This is a genomic window from Pedobacter sp. GQ55 (assembly GCF_059758925.1).
Window position 1 is genome coordinate 441,107 of sequence record NZ_JCAXEI010000001.1, and the last position, 15,934, is coordinate 457,040.

General features: G+C 40.2%; 12 protein-coding genes. 10 read left to right on the plus strand and 2 right to left on the minus strand.

All coding sequences use genetic code 11. The annotated features are described in order from the left end of the window. Positions 1–139: 139 nt before the first annotated feature. The 6 genes from AC6CH7_RS01815 to AC6CH7_RS01840 all read left to right on the plus strand — a co-directional run bounded on the left by AC6CH7_RS01815 (position 140) and on the right by AC6CH7_RS01840 (position 11,217). Positions 140–3,103, plus strand: coding sequence for a SusC/RagA family TonB-linked outer membrane protein (locus AC6CH7_RS01815; RefSeq protein ID WP_498261052.1), 2,964 nt, complete (start codon positions 140–142; stop codon positions 3,101–3,103). A 19-nt stretch (positions 3,104–3,122) separates the two neighbouring features. Continuing rightward, positions 3,123–4,751 carry a RagB/SusD family nutrient uptake outer membrane protein gene (locus AC6CH7_RS01820; protein WP_498261053.1) on the plus strand — a complete coding sequence of 543 codons (1,629 nt, stop codon included), beginning with the start codon at positions 3,123–3,125 and terminating at the stop codon, positions 4,749–4,751. A 9-nt stretch (positions 4,752–4,760) separates the two neighbouring features. Then, a complete protein-coding gene (locus AC6CH7_RS01825; RefSeq protein WP_498261054.1) occupies positions 4,761–5,804 on the plus strand; it encodes a pectinesterase family protein in 1,044 nt (347 codons plus the stop codon). Positions 5,805–5,807: 3 nt separating this feature from the next. Further along, complete coding sequence (locus AC6CH7_RS01830; protein ID WP_498261055.1) at positions 5,808–7,466, plus strand: glycoside hydrolase family 43 protein; 1,659 nt, start codon at positions 5,808–5,810, stop codon at positions 7,464–7,466. A 159-nt stretch (positions 7,467–7,625) separates the two neighbouring features. Next, a complete protein-coding gene (locus AC6CH7_RS01835; protein ID WP_498261056.1) occupies positions 7,626–9,296 on the plus strand; it encodes a glycoside hydrolase family 28 protein in 1,671 nt (556 codons plus the stop codon). Position 9,297: 1 nt separating this feature from the next. After that, a complete protein-coding gene (locus AC6CH7_RS01840) occupies positions 9,298–11,217 on the plus strand; it encodes a DUF4350 domain-containing protein (protein ID WP_498261057.1) in 1,920 nt (639 codons plus the stop codon). Between the two features lie 176 nt (positions 11,218–11,393). Here AC6CH7_RS01840 and AC6CH7_RS01845 read toward each other — a convergent pair whose 3' ends face one another. After that, on the minus strand, positions 11,394–11,705 hold the full coding sequence (locus tag AC6CH7_RS01845) for a hypothetical protein (protein ID WP_498261058.1): 312 nt from the start codon (positions 11,703–11,705) through the stop codon (positions 11,394–11,396). A 292-nt stretch (positions 11,706–11,997) separates the two neighbouring features. Between AC6CH7_RS01845 and AC6CH7_RS01850 the strand changes: the two genes are divergently transcribed. After that, the gene (locus tag AC6CH7_RS01850; RefSeq protein ID WP_498261059.1) at positions 11,998–12,567 is read left to right on the plus strand and encodes a dihydrofolate reductase family protein; all 570 of its coding nucleotides are present in this window, start codon (positions 11,998–12,000) and stop codon (positions 12,565–12,567) included. A gap of 72 nt (positions 12,568–12,639) precedes the next feature. Further along, positions 12,640–13,020 (plus strand): DUF1801 domain-containing protein, encoded by a 381-nt coding sequence (locus AC6CH7_RS01855; RefSeq protein ID WP_498261060.1) that lies wholly within the window; start codon positions 12,640–12,642, stop codon positions 13,018–13,020. Here AC6CH7_RS01855 and AC6CH7_RS01860 read toward each other — a convergent pair. Beyond that, positions 13,000–13,539: a glycosyl-4,4'-diaponeurosporenoate acyltransferase CrtO family protein gene (locus AC6CH7_RS01860; protein ID WP_498261061.1), complete on the minus strand. Its 540-nt coding sequence runs from the start codon at positions 13,537–13,539 to the stop codon at positions 13,000–13,002. The genes AC6CH7_RS01855 and AC6CH7_RS01860 overlap by 21 nt on opposite strands. A gap of 840 nt (positions 13,540–14,379) precedes the next feature. Here AC6CH7_RS01860 and AC6CH7_RS01865 point away from each other — a divergent pair. Beyond that, positions 14,380–15,426, plus strand: a complete 1,047-nt coding sequence (locus AC6CH7_RS01865; RefSeq protein WP_498261062.1) for an alpha/beta fold hydrolase — start codon at positions 14,380–14,382, stop codon at positions 15,424–15,426. A 41-nt stretch (positions 15,427–15,467) separates the two neighbouring features. Continuing rightward, on the plus strand, positions 15,468–15,920 hold the full coding sequence (locus AC6CH7_RS01870) for an organic hydroperoxide resistance protein (RefSeq protein ID WP_498261063.1): 453 nt from the start codon (positions 15,468–15,470) through the stop codon (positions 15,918–15,920). The last annotated feature ends 14 nt before the right edge of the window (positions 15,921–15,934 follow it).

Genomic DNA, 15,934 nt, shown 5'->3' on the forward strand with positions numbered 1-15,934 from the left:
TAATAGTGCTCAAGTGTGCTATTGGCAAATAAAAGAGTGTAGCTTTTTAAATAAACAAGCAATCGATTGCCTAAATGGGTCATTTCCATCTGTAGTTAAAAACTTACAGTTCTGTTAAAAATTAAACTAACCAAATATTATGATCAAACTTTATCTTTCACTGGTCGCTATCTGCTTTTTCAGCAGCATTGTATCGGCCCAAAACCGGGTCATCTCAGGCCAGGTCTCCGACTCAAAGAGTGGGGAAACATTAATCGGGGTAAGCGTACTTGTTAAAGGAACTTCACAAGGGACCAGTACGGATACCAACGGGAAATTCACATTAAACATTCCTTCAAATAATGCCGTCATTATGGTTAATTATGTAGGTTATGTTGGGCAGGAAATTAATGTTGGGAATAAGACACTTCTCAATATTAAGCTGACTTCAAACGAAACCGCCTTAAATGAAGTTGTTGTTATTGGTTATGGAACAGTAAAGAAAAGAGATCTCACCGGATCAGTGGTCTCTGTAAAAGGCGAGGAGATTGCAAAAGTTCCTTCAGCAAATCCACTTGAATCTATTCAGGGGAAGGTTCCTGGAGTAGATATTACCAGAAACAATGGTTCAGCGTCTTCAGGTGTAAATATAACCATTCGGGGTAACAGATCGATCACAGCAGGAAATGGGCCATTAATTATTGTTGACGGGGTGCAGTATTCCAACCTTCAGGATTTAAATCCGAATGATATAGCGTCTATGGAGATCCTGAAGGATGCTTCTTCAACCGCCATATATGGATCCAGAGGAGCAAATGGTGTAATTTTGATTACCACTAAAAAAGGAGTGTCAGGCGAAGCGACAGTTTCCTTAAATTCTTATTTTGGTCTTTCTCAGGTAGCAAAATATCCCGATGTGTTGGATGGAGATCAATTCTTGCAATTGAGACGTGAGGCGCACCGTGCAGTAGGTAATTGGAGTAGCCCTGCTGACGATAGTAAGATTTTTAATTCAGCAGAATATGCCGCTATACAAAATAAACAGTACGTTAATTATCGGGATTTACTGATTCATGATGGTTATCAGCAGGATTATCAATTAGGCGTAAAGGCAGGAACGGAAAATACTAAAGTATATTTCTCTCTGGACTACCTGAATGAAAAGGGAATACTAAAACTTGATGGTTCGTCCCGTTATACTGCCCGCTTGAACCTTGATCAGAATATCGGTAAATATTTTAAGACAGGAATGCAAGCACAGTTTACACATTATGACCAAAGTAATCGGAGAGACCCGCTAAATCAGGCAAACAAAGTTTCCCCTCTGGGAAGCGTATATGATGAGCAGGGCAACATCATTAATTACCCGCTTTCGGGTACTTTTGTTAATCCACTGATGGATGAACAGCCAGATGTGTTTACAAATGAAACCATTATCAACCGTACGCTATTGTCGGCATATATGGAGTTTAAACCTTTTAAAGGATTGGTTGCACGGTCTAACGTTGGTGTAAATCTCAATCACGACCGTAACGGAACCTATTCTGGTCGGTATTCTTTAGATCGCAATGGTTCTGCCCCTAAGGCTTCTTATACCGCGACAAACAGCCAACTAATTAACATAGAGAATTTTATTACTTACAATAAAGACATTAATGACCATTCATTTACCCTAACAGGAATCAATAGTTTGCTGTATAACCGATATGACGATGTTGCAGCTTCTGGAGAAAATCAGTTGTTAAAATCTCAACTATTCTATGGTCTTGGAAATACACAGAATCAGGCAGTAATTACCAGCTATACAATGAATAATCTGATTTCTTTTGCAGGGAGGATAAATTATGCCTACAAAGGGAAATATTTATTAACAGCTACCGGTCGTACAGATGGTTCTTCAAAGCTGGCTGAAGGTAACAAATGGGCATTTTTTCCATCGGCAGCTATTGCTTGGAGAGTGAGTGATGAACAGTTTTTAAAGGATAATAAAGTGATCAGCGATTTGAAGTTGAAGTACAGTTATGGTCTTGCAGGAAGCGATAATATCAGCGCTTACTCTACCCAAAGTTCATTATCAAAAATTGCATTCGCTTATGACGATGCTTCTGCATTAGCATACGGGTATTCTCCAAAAATGGGGAACAGGGATCTGACATGGGAAAAAACAAAAACGAGTGATATCGGGTTAGAAATTGGCTTGTTTAAAAACAGGATCAATGCCACGGTAGATTATTATTCCTCTCGCACTTATGATTTGTTATTGGATAGAGGTTTACCGCCAACAACAGGGTTTTCGAGCATTATTCAAAATGTGGCTAAAACAAGCAATAAAGGTTTAGAGGTTTACATATCTTCTAAAAACATTGTTGGTGCTGATTTTAATTGGACTACTAACCTAAGTTTCAGTAAGAACAAAGAAAAGATTGTTGAGCTTGCAGGGGGAACAAAGGCTGACTTATTGAATTCCTGGTTTGTAGGATCGCCGGTGCAGGCTTTTTATAATTATGAGAAGATCGGGATCTGGCAAACTGGAGATGAAGCGGAAGCCGCTAAATACGGACAGAAACCAGGAGATATCAGAGTGAGAGATTTAAATAACGACGGTAAAATTGATGATACCAATGATCGTAAGATTATCGGTTCTAACAGACCTAAATGGAGCGGTGGCTTAGAGAATACTTTCAGTTATAAAGCATGGGATTTGAATGTCTATGTTTTTGCAAGGATAGGACAAACTATATATCCTGATTTTTTGAGAAGATATGATCCTCAGGGAGTTGAAAATAGTGGAACAATCATCAATTATTGGACTCCTGAGAATCCTAGTAATCAATATCCTAGGCCAAATAAAAATGCATCTTTAGCTTCTACTTTATATTCCAGCAGTCTTGGATATACGGATGGGTCTTTCGTAAGGCTGCGAAATGTTACTCTTGGTTACACAATTCCAAAGCTTTTAATGGAAAAGACCTTTATCAAAAACATACGAATTTATGCGACAGCGAGAAATCCATTTACTTATACAAAGTCAAGCCTGCTAAAAGACTATGATCCTGAGAGAGGTGGATCAGAAAATGCTCCTATGACTAAATTGTACGTGTTTGGATTAAGCGCAACATTTTAAATATTAAAAGAAAATTGACATGAAACATTATATATATAAAGGATTACTTGTTTTAGCCGGATTGGCCCTATTTGTATCCTGTAAGAAAGCATTAGAAGAGAAAAACTATACTGGAATAACTCCTGAAAGTGTATTTACCACGCCCGAAGGTTTTGAAACATTGGTTAATGGCGCCTACTCTTCTCAGCGTTGGTGGTATGGTAAAGAAGATGGTTATAGCATGTCTGAAATGGGTACGGATTTATGGATGAGCGGAGCTGGGGATGTAACCACAGATTTGACGCAATACCTAAATCTGCAGTCGGCTAATAAAGCTATTACTACCGAATGGCAGCAGCTTTATGCCGTTATAAATTTATGTAATACTGGAATCAACAGAATTGGTGGGGCTGGCCTGGCCGATAACATCAGACCTGTTCGGGAAGCTGAATTAAAATTTTTGAGGGCCTTTTATTATTGGCATATCGTTGAAACCTGGGGAGGTGTGCATTTTTCTATAGCGGAAACTCAGGGGGTGGTTACTACCGCTAACAAAACACCTGTTGAAACCTTTAATAAGCAGATCATTGATGATCTGGTTTTTGCTGTTGCTAATCTGCCCACTACTACCAACGAATATGGCAGGGTTACAAAGCCTGCTGCCCAGGCTTTTCTGGCAAGAATGTACTTAACGCAAAAGAAATACACGGAAGCCAGGGATATGGCACTGGCGGTAATAAATGGTAATTATGGTTTTAGTCTGTTGCCTAATTATGCAGACCTGTGGAAAATGTCTAACCTCAGGAATACGGAAGTTGTTTATGCCGTTAATTATTCAACAAATCTTGTTTTAAATGACCTGGTTGATAAAATTTTAAATCCTTTAGGACACGGTCGGGGAAGTAATAACGGGCATTTGCTTTTTGCTATGAAATATGATGATCAGCCAGGGATGGTCCGTGATATAGCTAATGGAAGGCCCTTCGATCGTTATATGCCTACACGGTTTCTGTTGGACTTATATAGTGATGATGATTCCAGGTATGAGGGAACTTTTAAAACCGTATGGTATTCAAATAAAGCAACAACAGGGATAAAGGTTGGCGATACTGCGATTTTTGCGACCAGGAAAGTATATGCTCCGGGAAACAAACCTTACAAAATTTTTGATCGTAATGCAGTATATAACGCTGATGGTACTGTGAAGGATCAGTTGCATTATGTGTCTCTTAATAAGTTCGATGATCCTACGCGGCCAAGTGCAAATGAGGCTCAAAGTGCAAGAGACGTTTTTGTAATCCGTTTTGCTGAGTTGTATCTGATTGCTGCCGAGGCCGAATTTAATTTAGGAAATTCAACTCAGGCAGCAACTTATTTAAATGTAATCCGTACCAGGGCAGCCAAAGCAAATAAGGTTGCTGAAATGCAAATAACTGCAAGCCAGGTGACGCTCGATTTTATTTTAGATGAACGTGCCAGAGAATTTGCTGGAGAACAGATTCGATGGTTTGATTTAAAAAGATCCGGTAAACTGGTGGAACGCGTTAAAGCGCATAATCCTAATGCTACTGGTATACAGGGTTTTCATGTGGTAAGGCCTATTCCAAGGGCACAGATGGATGCGGTTACAAATCCTGATGAGTTTAAACAAAATCCTGAATACCAATAACATTTATTAATGGCAAAACCTGTAAACATCGTTTGGCTTTTCTGCATGCTGTGTATAACCTTAACAGGTTATGCACAGCAAAAATTTCCATCTGCCCTTACTGTAGCGCAAGATGGTAGCGGAGATTATAAGACCATTCAGGAAGCGGTAAACTCTGTCCGTGACTTGGGTAAGCAAGAGGTAAAAATCCTCATTAAAAAAGGGATCTATCATGAAAAACTGATTATCCCCTCGTGGAAAACAAATGTATCATTGATTGGAGAAGATGCCCGTAATACCGTTATCACAAATTCAGATTATTCCGGCAAAAGTTACCCCAAAGGCAAAGATACTTATGGAATTGATAAATTTAGCACTTATACTTCTTATACGGTGCTAGTACAAGGCAATGGTTTTACAGCTCAAAACCTTACCATTGAAAATGCCTCAGGAAAGGTTGGTCAGGCCGTGGCCCTGCACGTAGAGGCCGACAGGGTGATCATCAAAAATTGCCGCATATTAGGGAACCAGGATACGTTGTACGCTGCAACTACGAGCAGCAGGCAGCTTTACGTAAGCTGTTATATAGCAGGGACTACTGACTTTATTTTTGGCGAGGCCACCGTTGTATTTCAAAACTGTACGGTTAAAAGTTTAACTAATTCTTATATCACTGCAGCAGCTACTTCTGAAAGTCAGCGCTTCGGTTTTGTTTTTCTGGATTGTAAACTGATTGCGGATAAGGGTGTAGACAAAGTTTTTCTAGGAAGACCGTGGAGGCCGTATGCAAAAACTGTTTTTATTAGAACTGAGATGGGTGCACATATCGTTTCAACCGGTTGGCATCCATGGCCGGGAGATGTGATGTTTCCTGACAAAGAAAAAACAGCTTATTATGCCGAATATAAAAGTTTAGGCCCGGGAGCAAACATGGAAAAACGTGTCAGCTGGTCAAAACGGTTGACAAAAAATGAATTAAGCTTTTACTCGCTGGCCAATATCTTTAAGACAGGCACAATCTGGATGCCGGGGATTAATTCCATGAACGCAGATACAAAACACTCAAATTTTTAAAGGATGAGAATCAAGAATAAATTAATCATTTTTAATACAAGAATAGTCCTGCTCATCCTAGGTTTAAGCCCTTTTGCCGATGCACAAACTATTCAAAAGAAGAAAGCTGAGGTATCGAAGGTATGGGTTGCTGATCTTGGAAATGGAAAATATAAAAATCCGGTAATTGATGCAGATTACTCTGATCCTGACGCCATTCGTGTTGGCGACAACTATTATCTGGTGTCCTCGAGTTTTGATGCTGTTCCGGGCTTGCCGATTTTACATTCGAAAGATTTGGTGAATTGGACCATCATTGGCCATGCCCTAAAAAAACAACCTCCATTTGATCATTTTGCCAAAACACAACATGGGAATGGAGTTTGGGCACCAGCCATCCGTTTTCATAAGAATGAATTTTACATCTATTATCCGGATCCGGATTTTGGAATTTATGTGACCAAAGCTAAAAACCCAGCTGGCCCTTGGTCTGACCCGGTTTTAGTAGAGGCAGGTAAAGGTTTGATCGATCCCTGTCCGCTTTGGGATGAAGATGGTAAGGTTTATCTTGTCCATGCGTATGCGGGGAGCAGGGCCGGAATAAAAACAATTATAGTAGTTAAAAGAATGAATGTCTCTGGTGATAAGATCGTAGATGAAGGTCAGTTGGTTTATGACGGACATGAACTAGATCCCACTATTGAGGGACCTAAACTATATAAGAGGAATGGATTTTACTACATTTTTGCACCTGCTGGCGGCGTATCTACCGGATGGCAATTGGTGTTGAGATCGAAAAATATTTATGGTCCATACGAACGCAAAGTTGTTATGGATCAGGGAAAATCTCCAATTAATGGTCCCCATCAAGGTGCGTGGGTCAATACACTGACAGGTGAAGATTGGTTTTTGCATTTTCAGGATAAAGGGGCTTATGGTCGTGTTGTTCACCTGCAACCCATGAAATGGCAAGACAATTGGCCTGTGATTGGAACCGATGCGGACGGAAATGGTATTGGCGAACCTGTTTTAACATATAGCAAGCCAGTAAATACACCAAAATCAGCTATGGTAACACCACAAGAAAGCGATGAATTCAGTGGATTAAATTTGGGTTTACAATGGCAGTGGCAGGCCAACCCTGTGGCTACCTGGTCATTTAGGAACGCCGAAAAAGGAACGTTGCGCTTGTTTTCTGCTAAAATACCGGATAGTGCCAAAAATTATTGGAGCGTTCCAAATTTGTTAATGCAAAAGTTTCCAACAACAAAGTTTACGGTAACCACTAAGTTAAGTTTCACTCCAAATCCCAAACTCGAAAATGAAAAAACAGGATTGATCATTATGGGTATGAGTTACGCAAATATTGCCTTGAAAAGCAAAAAGGACGAAATTTTTATTGTTTATAGTACCTGTAAAAATGCCGAAGCGGGAAAGGCGGAAAATGAACGAATCCTTGGCAAGCTCAGCGGAAAGGAGGTGTATTTTCGGGTCAGTGTAACTGAAGGTGCAAAATGCCAATTTAGCTATAGTACTAACGGAACTGATTTTGCCATTGTAAATGAAGTTTTTGAAGCTGAACCTGGAAAATGGATTGGTGCAAAAGTTGGTTTGTTCTGTGTTAGAACGGAACAAATCAATGATTCTGGATATTCAGATTTCGACTATTTCAGGGTTCATTAGTGTCAAGATCACCGAAAATTTTATAAGCCCTTTGGGCGCAAAAAAAATGGCAACGATTGCATAGTTATTTTCGTTTAAAAGGTTTTATCCTATTTTAAAACTATGTAGACTTGTTATTATACATTAGCTAAAGCAAACCAATATAAAGAATCCACGCGCATGAAAAAAATCATCTTTTCCATTTTTGTATTTCTCCTTACTACCTCATTTTGTGTAAACGCTCAATCTAAAAATGCAACACCATACTCTTTTAATAACTTGCCTGTTATTGCGAAAACCGCTTTTAAAAAGGACACTTTTAATATTGTTAAATATGGTGCTGTAAATGACGGTTTAACGTTAAACACGAAAAGTATTAATGAAGCAATTATTGTCTGTAGCCAACAAGGAGGGGGTGTGGTCCTGGTGCCAAAAGGAATGTGGTTAACTGGCCCTATCGAGCTAAAAAGTAATGTGAATTTACACCTGCAGGCCAATGCTATTTTACAGTTTAGTAAAGATTTTGATCAATATCCGTTGGTAGCAAGCAATTGGGAGGGCTTACCTCAAATGCGCAATCAATCTCCCCTATGGGCAACAAACCAACAAAATATTGCCATTACAGGTTTGGGAATTGTGGATGGTGCCGGGGATGCCTGGCGAATGGTTAAAAAAGAGAAGTTAACAGAAAGCCAATGGGCCAAACTCATTGCATCCGGTGGGATTGTATCTGAGGATAAAAAAGGCTGGTATCCTTCGGAGAAAAATTTTAAAGGTTCAAGAATGAAAAATCCAGGGGAGATTACGCCTGATAAGACTCCTGAATTCTATCAATCTATTAAAGACTTTTTACGGCCAAATTTATTGGTTTTCACATCCTGCAAACGGATTTTATTGGAAGGTGTTACTTTTCAGAATTCACCGGCCTGGAACATACATCCGTTGATGTGTGAAGACCTAACAGTTAGGAACGTTTACGCAAAGAATCCCTGGTACGCTCAAAATGGAGATGGCATCGACATTGAATCTTGCAAAAATGTATTGATAGAGGGTAGCACTTTTGATGTTGGTGATGATGGAATCTGTATTAAATCCGGCCGTGATGCAGCAGGGAGAGCTCGAGGGATGCCTACCGAAAACGTAATTATCCGCAATAGTACAGTTTATCATGCCCATGGTGGATTTGTAATTGGAAGCGAGATGAGCGGCGGAGCAAAAAATATATTCGTATCAGATTGTTCATTTATTGGCACAGACATCGGCCTCCGTTTCAAAACCACAAGGGGCAGAGGAGGGGTAGTGGAACATATTTACATTAAAAACATTAATATGAAGGACATTATTGGTGAGGCCATCCTGTTCGATATGTATTACGCAGCTGTAGATCCGGTACCATTGAGAGGAGAAAAAAGGGATATACCTAAGGTTGTATTATTACCGGTAACTAAGGAAACTCCAGTTTTCAGGAATTTTGACATCAAAAATGTAGTTTGTAACGGTGCTGCAAAAGCCATTTTTTTGAGGGGTCTTCCGGAATTGAGTATTAGTGATATTACATTGGAAAATCTGACCATCGTAGCAAAAGAAGGGATAGACATCCAGGAAGCAAAAAATATAAATTTAAACAACCTGAATCTGCACATCACAGATGGCAATCCATTGATCAATATTCAAAATGGAAATCAACTCCAATTCAGAAATGTAAATTATAATGCTGCTGATTTGCTTTTCCGTATCAGTGGAGATAGGAATAGTGGAATCACTTCAGTTGGTTTAGACCCTTCGAAAGCAAAATCTAAAAATGAATTTCTGGCTGGTGCATCTGATAAATCACTGCAAATCAATAAATAACATGAAAAAATCCATCTTTAAATATTTTGCAATGGCCTTAACTTTGGGCCTCGCTTTTCCTGTAAAGGCTCAAGATGATCAGTTGGCCCAAAAAATGGCAGCAACCGTAATGGCAGCCTGGAATGATACCGCCAGTACCGCACCAAGCTTAACTCCAAAGAAATGGTCCTATGATTTAGGTGTAATTTATGAGGGCTTTGAAGGCATTTGGAAAAGGACCGGCGATGTTACCTATTTTAAAGCAATGCAGAAAAATATGGACAGCTATCTTTCAGAAGATGGCTACATAAATAATTATAAAATAACAGATTTTAATATTGATAATGTAAAAAACGGCCGGACGCTGTTGACCTTATACAAAGTGACCGGTCAACAAAAATATTTTAAAATCGCCAGTGTGCTCTGGGATCAGTTGCAGCAACAGCCACGTACTAAAGAAGGCGGGTTCTGGCATAAGAAAATCTATCCAAACCAAATGTGGCTTGATGGTTTGTATATGGGTGAGCCATTCTATGCTGAATATGCCGCATTGATTAAAGACGAAAAGGCTTTCGATGATATTGCCAATCAGTTCATCTGGATGGAAAAAAATTCCAGGGATAGCAAAACAGGTTTAATGTATCACGGTTGGGATGAATCCAAAGCTGAACAATGGGCAGATAAAACGACAGGGCGTTCACCACATTTCTGGGGGAGAGCAATGGGATGGTATGGAATGGCATTGGTAGATGTGCTGGACAATTTTCCTGAGCAGCATCCTAAACGCAAAAAAATATTGGAAATCCTTCATCGCTTTGCTGTTGCAGTGCAAAAAGTACAAAGTTCGGAAACCGGATTGTGGTATGATATTTTGGACCTGCCTAAGGGAAAGGGTAATTACTTTGAAGCCTCTGCCTCGAGTATGTTTGTCTATACCTTTGCTAAAGCGGTAAGGAAAGGTTATTTGCCCAATGATTTTTTCGTAGTTGCGGAAAAAGGGTATGAAGGTATAAAAAAAACCTTTGTTGAAAATGTTGATGCCGATCGGATAAACTTGAATGGAACAGTAAGTGTTTCTGGTTTAGGTGGCAAGCCTTATCGTGATGGGAGCTATGCTTATTATTTAAGTGAAAAGGTGATCAGCAATGATGCTAAGGGTGTCGGCGCATTTTTACTGGCCGCCAATGAAATGGGAATTGCCGCTTTGCCGAAGCCAGGCTTAGGAAAGACGGTCTTATTGGATTCTTATTTTAACAATGAAATTAAAAAGGATCAAAGTGGAAATGACCTTTCCTGGCATTACAAATGGGAAGAACAAAGCAATACCGGATTTTCATTTTGGGCACAACTATTCAGTAACGCAGGCTTCAAAACAAAAACAGCATATCAGGGCCCCACTGCGGAAAATTTAAAAGGAATATCGGTTTATATTATTGTAGATCCCGATTTTGAGAAGGAGAATCCAGTGCCGAATTTTATAACAGCGGCACACATAAAGGGAATTGCTGAATGGCTGAAAGCAGGTGGAACTTTGATTTTAATGGCCAATGATGCACCTAATGTTGAGCTTAAGCATTTCAATGCACTAGCTGAAAAATTTGGGGTATTTTTCAATGGAGACAGCAAAGGCAGAATTCCTGTGCCCGGGAACTTTGAAATGGCCAAAGTTGTGGTTCCTGCAGGAAATAAACTCTTTAAAAGCGCCACAAATCTGTTCATTAAAGAATATAGCAGTTTAAAACTTTCCGCTCCGGCAAGGTCCATCTTAAAAGATAAGGATGGCGCTGATGTGATGTCGGTTACAAAGTTTGGCAAAGGAACGGTTTATGCAATCGGTGATCCCTGGTTATATAACGAGTACGTGGATGGCAGGAAATTACCAGCAGTTTATGATAATTTCAAAGCAGCACAAGACCTGGTAAACTGGCTGGGGGATTTATAGAACCAGACGAATCGCGTCTCTTATAAGCGCCTATTCTGTATATAACTTTTTATAAAAAAAGGCTGCTTAAAAAGCAGCCCTTTTCAATCATCATCAGCCCTTTTAAATCACTAAGGGAATTCTGTTGTGATCATATTTTATCAGAACTATTCAGGGGTTCTGACTGAGATGAAATGTTATTGTACTATTTTACCGTCTTTGTCGACTTTCAAAGATGATGTTTCCTCACCTTTTTTAACATCGATTTGATAGAAGGTTGATTTATCTGCATTTGTTACCAAAAACGCAGCAGTTGGAGTCCATTCTTTAACTGGATCTGTTTGCAAAGTTTTTTGCACTGGTTCTGGAAGATCTTTTAATTCTACCGGAGTTTTTGTTGTACTATCCTGATGAACACTAATGGTCACTGGATTTTTGATTTCGCTTGCTTTTACTGAGGTTAATCCTGCTACAGCTAAAATTGCTGCTGATAAAATGATCTTTTTCATAATTATTATATTAAAGTTCAATTAAATATTCTTATTATTTATGTTTTGAGTATGCTACATAATAATGCCTAACTACCGGTATTTTGGCACGGCCTTGATTTACAGTGCTTTACTGATTGGTTCATTTCCTTATACTGTTGCATTTTTCCGCAAGTTGCGGAGTGCCGATACAGTTTTGTACCCTGGAATTATGCTTCAGGTTGCAAAACACCCTCATATTGTCGCGATTGCACCTCACATAAGTAGCTGATCCACATTAAATTTGAATCATCATAAACTAAATAGGATCAAAATGAGAAAGATCAGAATTTTTGAACATATGTCGCTTGACGGCGTGATTGAGCACGACAAAAACTATGCATATGGCGGATGGACTGCACCATACCGAACCCCTGAGGGGATGTCGATGCTTCTTGAGGCATACGGTACCAATTTCGATCTGTTGATTGGTCGCCGCACATACGATGAGTGGTTGGGCTACTGGCCAAATGCCGGGGACTTTCCGATGGCAAACGCTATAAACGCTGCAACCAAATATGTAGTGACCCACAGACCTGACAGCCTTAAGTGGGAGCCAATTAAGGGTTTAGGCGAAGATTTCATCGAGGAGCTTCGCAAACTCAAATTGACAGACGGCCCCGATCTTGTACTTTCGGGAAGTATATCGCTGACTCCTTTGTTGCTCGAGGCAGGATTGATAGATGAGGTTATCCTGATTGTATACCCGGTATTACTAGGTAGAGGCAAACGTCTTCTTTCAGACAACTTTGATGCGCGCGAGCTCGAATTCGTTAGCACATTGACCACACCAACGGGTGTGCTGCTCAATACTTATAAGCATTTGGGATCGCTGAAAAAATAATCTTTTGCTGAGCTTGTATGAGCAATACATATAGCGATTGCAGATATTTGTATTCTACCAAAACCAATTCCTATGAAAATTAGAAACCTTGTTGATCTGTTTACTATTCTTCCTGAAAACGAAAAAATAATTGTAGATGTTTTGCGGCAGATAATTATTGAATCTCTTCCGGAATACTGTAAAGAGAAAATATCATACAATGTTCCATTTTTTTATGGCAACAAAGGTATATGTATTATTTGGCCATCAACCGTTCCAAGAGGCGGTATCAAAAAAGGAGTTCTTTTAGGTTTTTGGTATGGAAACAAATTAAATGACTATGATCGCTTTCTGTCTCATGGAACAAACAAGCAAATTTTTTATAAAATCTTTCAAACCCCAGAGGAGATTGATGAAAATCCCATAAAAAAGCTTTTAAAAGAAGCGATCAAATTAGATAGCTCGTTTACTTAAATTTATAGCGCGTTCTATTCGTGGCCGATTATATCGTTGAAGGAAAATCGGATAAAGGTTTAGTAAGACATTTAGTATGAGTAACCACAAAGATTTGAGAACTCCAAATTTGAATGCCACGAAAACATTAAACCCCAGGACAATAAGTAAGATAATTAGGTGACCTAGTTCAGATTTTTTTGTTTGATAATGTAAATTCATCAAAGCTTTGGTGTTTTTCTCTATCGGGTTAGATTTTTTATTCAATTTTTCCCATCCAATCCAAACCAATAATTTTCTGAAAAATTTTATTCCAAAATGTTCGTATATTTTTCCGCTCCGTTCCCAGCCCTTTTCGTTGTAGTAAGCGGAAGTAAGTTGGCTTTTTAGTGTTTCAGTAAAAGCAAGCACACATAGCATCAATAGGAAATTCAGTGCCCACGCGAATGAAAAACCATCCATTTTGATGTAGTGGACCAGGGCACAAATTGAGCCAATTGTACCTATTGCAATTAAAATTAAAATTAAGGTTTTTCTCATTGATTTAAATTCTCAAAAGGACGCTTAGATTAAGTGTTAGTTTTCATGGTTGCTCTGAATTTATATAATACCCAAACAAAAATCCCTACTAAAATCAAGTCATATGCGAAATTTACCCTTAGAAACGAGACTACTGTGGATGTTGAATCTGAACCCTCAAAAGTCATTCTTTGCAAGTAAGGAAAGGGAAAGCCTGCTTTAACAAATGAAAATTCATTCCAGAGAAATGGCAGGGCAGATACCGATATGAAAGACAAAATAAATATTACAACAAATTTCATAAAGGGTGGTGATGCTAATTGGCTTTGTAAGTTGGTCCTTGCTAAATTTAATATATTCCTCTAACCTAGCCAAATCCAAAATCCCGTAAAGGATTTTTTTTGAAGATTGCTTTCCGACAAAACTCAACCATCAGGCTGTCTGAATCAGTACCTGATTTGTCTGGCCCAGGGTTTTTTGGTCGTTTTTTCATAGTCTGTCCTGGTAGTTTTGGGCTATCAAATCACCTAATAAACAGTAATTATGAAAATTAGCATCTTCTTATTTTCGGCCCGGGGTCTGACAGTAGCGGTCAGGAGGCGGCTTGCGGCAGCTATGATCGCCTTCGCTTCTGTACTCGCAATATCTACTGCGAGATTTGAGCGGGATCCTCAAAGCTGCGGTACGATCACCGCCCAGTTGAAAAAGAAAAAACGACCATCAGCGTAAATTGAGCGTAAAGTTCGACCCCCAAAATGCCTGGTTGGCATCTAGGCTTGTCTACTTCAGCCCGGTTGTGATTTTTTTCAGGTCCTGGCAGCACTAAATTTATCCTATCAATCAACAAATACTCCAAAATAAATGAAAAATCAATCTATATCCCCTCGACACTTCTTAGGAAGACTAACCTTCATCCTTGCTGCTTTACAGCTGATTTTACTTTCTGCAGCTGCAGCAAAACCAATCACACCCGCTCAGAACAGTATCCTCACGCAGCTCGAGGATCCTTTTGATCACCTAAAGCAAATAAAAGCCGGCGTACTCAATATAGGTTATGTAGAGGCGGGTCCGGCCAATGGTGCACCCATTTTGCTTCTTCATGGTTGGCCATATGACATTTATAGTTATAAAGAAGTATCGGAAATCCTGACCACTAAAGGCTATAGGGTGCTCATTCCTTATCTGCGCGGTTACGGCAGTACGCGCTTCCTTTCCGCTGCAACACCACGTAACGGTCAGCAATCTGCCCTTGCTGTGGACATGATTGCCTTTATGGATGCCTTGAAAATCAAAAATGCCATCGTCGGCGGATTTGACTGGGGTGCGCGTACCGCAGATATCATGGCGGCACTATGGCCAGAGCGCGTGAAAGGACTGGTTTCTGTGAGTGGTTACCTGATCGGTAGCCAGGCGGGTAACAAGGCGCCGCTTAAACCACAAGCCGAGCTGTCCTGGTGGTATCAATACTACTTTACTACAGATCGTGGCCAGGCAGGATATCAGGTACATACCGCTGAGTTCAACAAATTGATCTGGCAGACGGCCTCGCCAACCTGGAAATTCAGTGAGGAGACTTATAACCGTTCTGCAGCGTCGTTCAAAAACCCCGATCACGTACAAATTGTGATTGACAATTACCGTTGGAGACTGGGCATTACCAAGGGGGAAGCTAAATATGACGCCCTGGAATCTAAACTTGCTACTGCACCTGATATTATGGTGCCCACAGTAACGCTGGAAGGAGATGCCAACGGAGCGCCCCACCCAGACCCGAGCAGCTATGCGATCCGCTTTAAAGGAAAATATGCACATCATAACGTTAAGGGAGGCGTGGGGCATAACCTCCCGCAGGAAGCCCCGCAAGCTTTTGCGGATGCCATCCTTGAGGTTGCGGCATGGAGCCGATAAATACGTAAAATCATCATTCAATAATTTAATATTCAAATACAATGAAAAATCAAACCGTTTTTACCGCTATCGGCGGATCTGCAATCACTAAAGTATTATATACTGGAAAAGTCCACATTACCGGAGGTCGCGACGGTAAAGCAAAGAGCACAGACGGACGTTTAGACATTGACCTGTCTACCCCGGGAAGTGCCGGCAAAGGTACCAACCCGGAGCAACTGTTCGCTGCTGGCTGGTCTGCCTGTTTCATCGGCGCTATGCAGCACAATGCCGCGGCCATAAAAATCAAACTTCCGGAGGGAACCTCTGTAGACACTGAAGTGGACTTGGGGACAGGAGAAGAGGGCTTTGCCTTACAGGCCAGATTGCAGGTTAACCTGCCAGGCATTTCTGTTGAAGAGGCAATCAGCATTGTAGAGGCTGCCCATCAGACCTGTCCGTATTCGAAGGCAAGCAGAAATAATATCAACGTAGCAATTTCAGTAACCGTATAAAGCACTAAATATGA

Bases quoted from the DNA above. Each gene is read 5' to 3' on its own strand.
- AC6CH7_RS01815 (WP_498261052.1), top strand. From the start codon at position 140: ATGATCAAACTTTATCTTTCACTGGTCGCTATCTGCTTTTTCAGCAGC.
- AC6CH7_RS01820 (WP_498261053.1), top strand. From the start codon at position 3,123: ATGAAACATTATATATATAAAGGATTACTTGTTTTAGCCGGATTGGCC.
- AC6CH7_RS01825 (WP_498261054.1), top strand. From the start codon at position 4,761: ATGGCAAAACCTGTAAACATCGTTTGGCTTTTCTGCATGCTGTGTATA.
- AC6CH7_RS01830 (WP_498261055.1), top strand. From the start codon at position 5,808: ATGAGAATCAAGAATAAATTAATCATTTTTAATACAAGAATAGTCCTG.
- AC6CH7_RS01835 (WP_498261056.1), top strand. From the start codon at position 7,626: ATGAAAAAAATCATCTTTTCCATTTTTGTATTTCTCCTTACTACCTCA.
- AC6CH7_RS01840 (WP_498261057.1), top strand. From the start codon at position 9,298: ATGAAAAAATCCATCTTTAAATATTTTGCAATGGCCTTAACTTTGGGC.
- AC6CH7_RS01845 (WP_498261058.1), bottom strand. From the start codon at position 11,705: ATGAAAAAGATCATTTTATCAGCAGCAATTTTAGCTGTAGCAGGATTA.
- AC6CH7_RS01850 (WP_498261059.1), top strand. From the start codon at position 11,998: ATGAGAAAGATCAGAATTTTTGAACATATGTCGCTTGACGGCGTGATT.
- AC6CH7_RS01855 (WP_498261060.1), top strand. From the start codon at position 12,640: ATGAAAATTAGAAACCTTGTTGATCTGTTTACTATTCTTCCTGAAAAC.
- AC6CH7_RS01860 (WP_498261061.1), bottom strand. From the start codon at position 13,539: ATGAGAAAAACCTTAATTTTAATTTTAATTGCAATAGGTACAATTGGC.
- AC6CH7_RS01865 (WP_498261062.1), top strand. From the start codon at position 14,380: ATGAAAAATCAATCTATATCCCCTCGACACTTCTTAGGAAGACTAACC.
- AC6CH7_RS01870 (WP_498261063.1), top strand. From the start codon at position 15,468: ATGAAAAATCAAACCGTTTTTACCGCTATCGGCGGATCTGCAATCACT.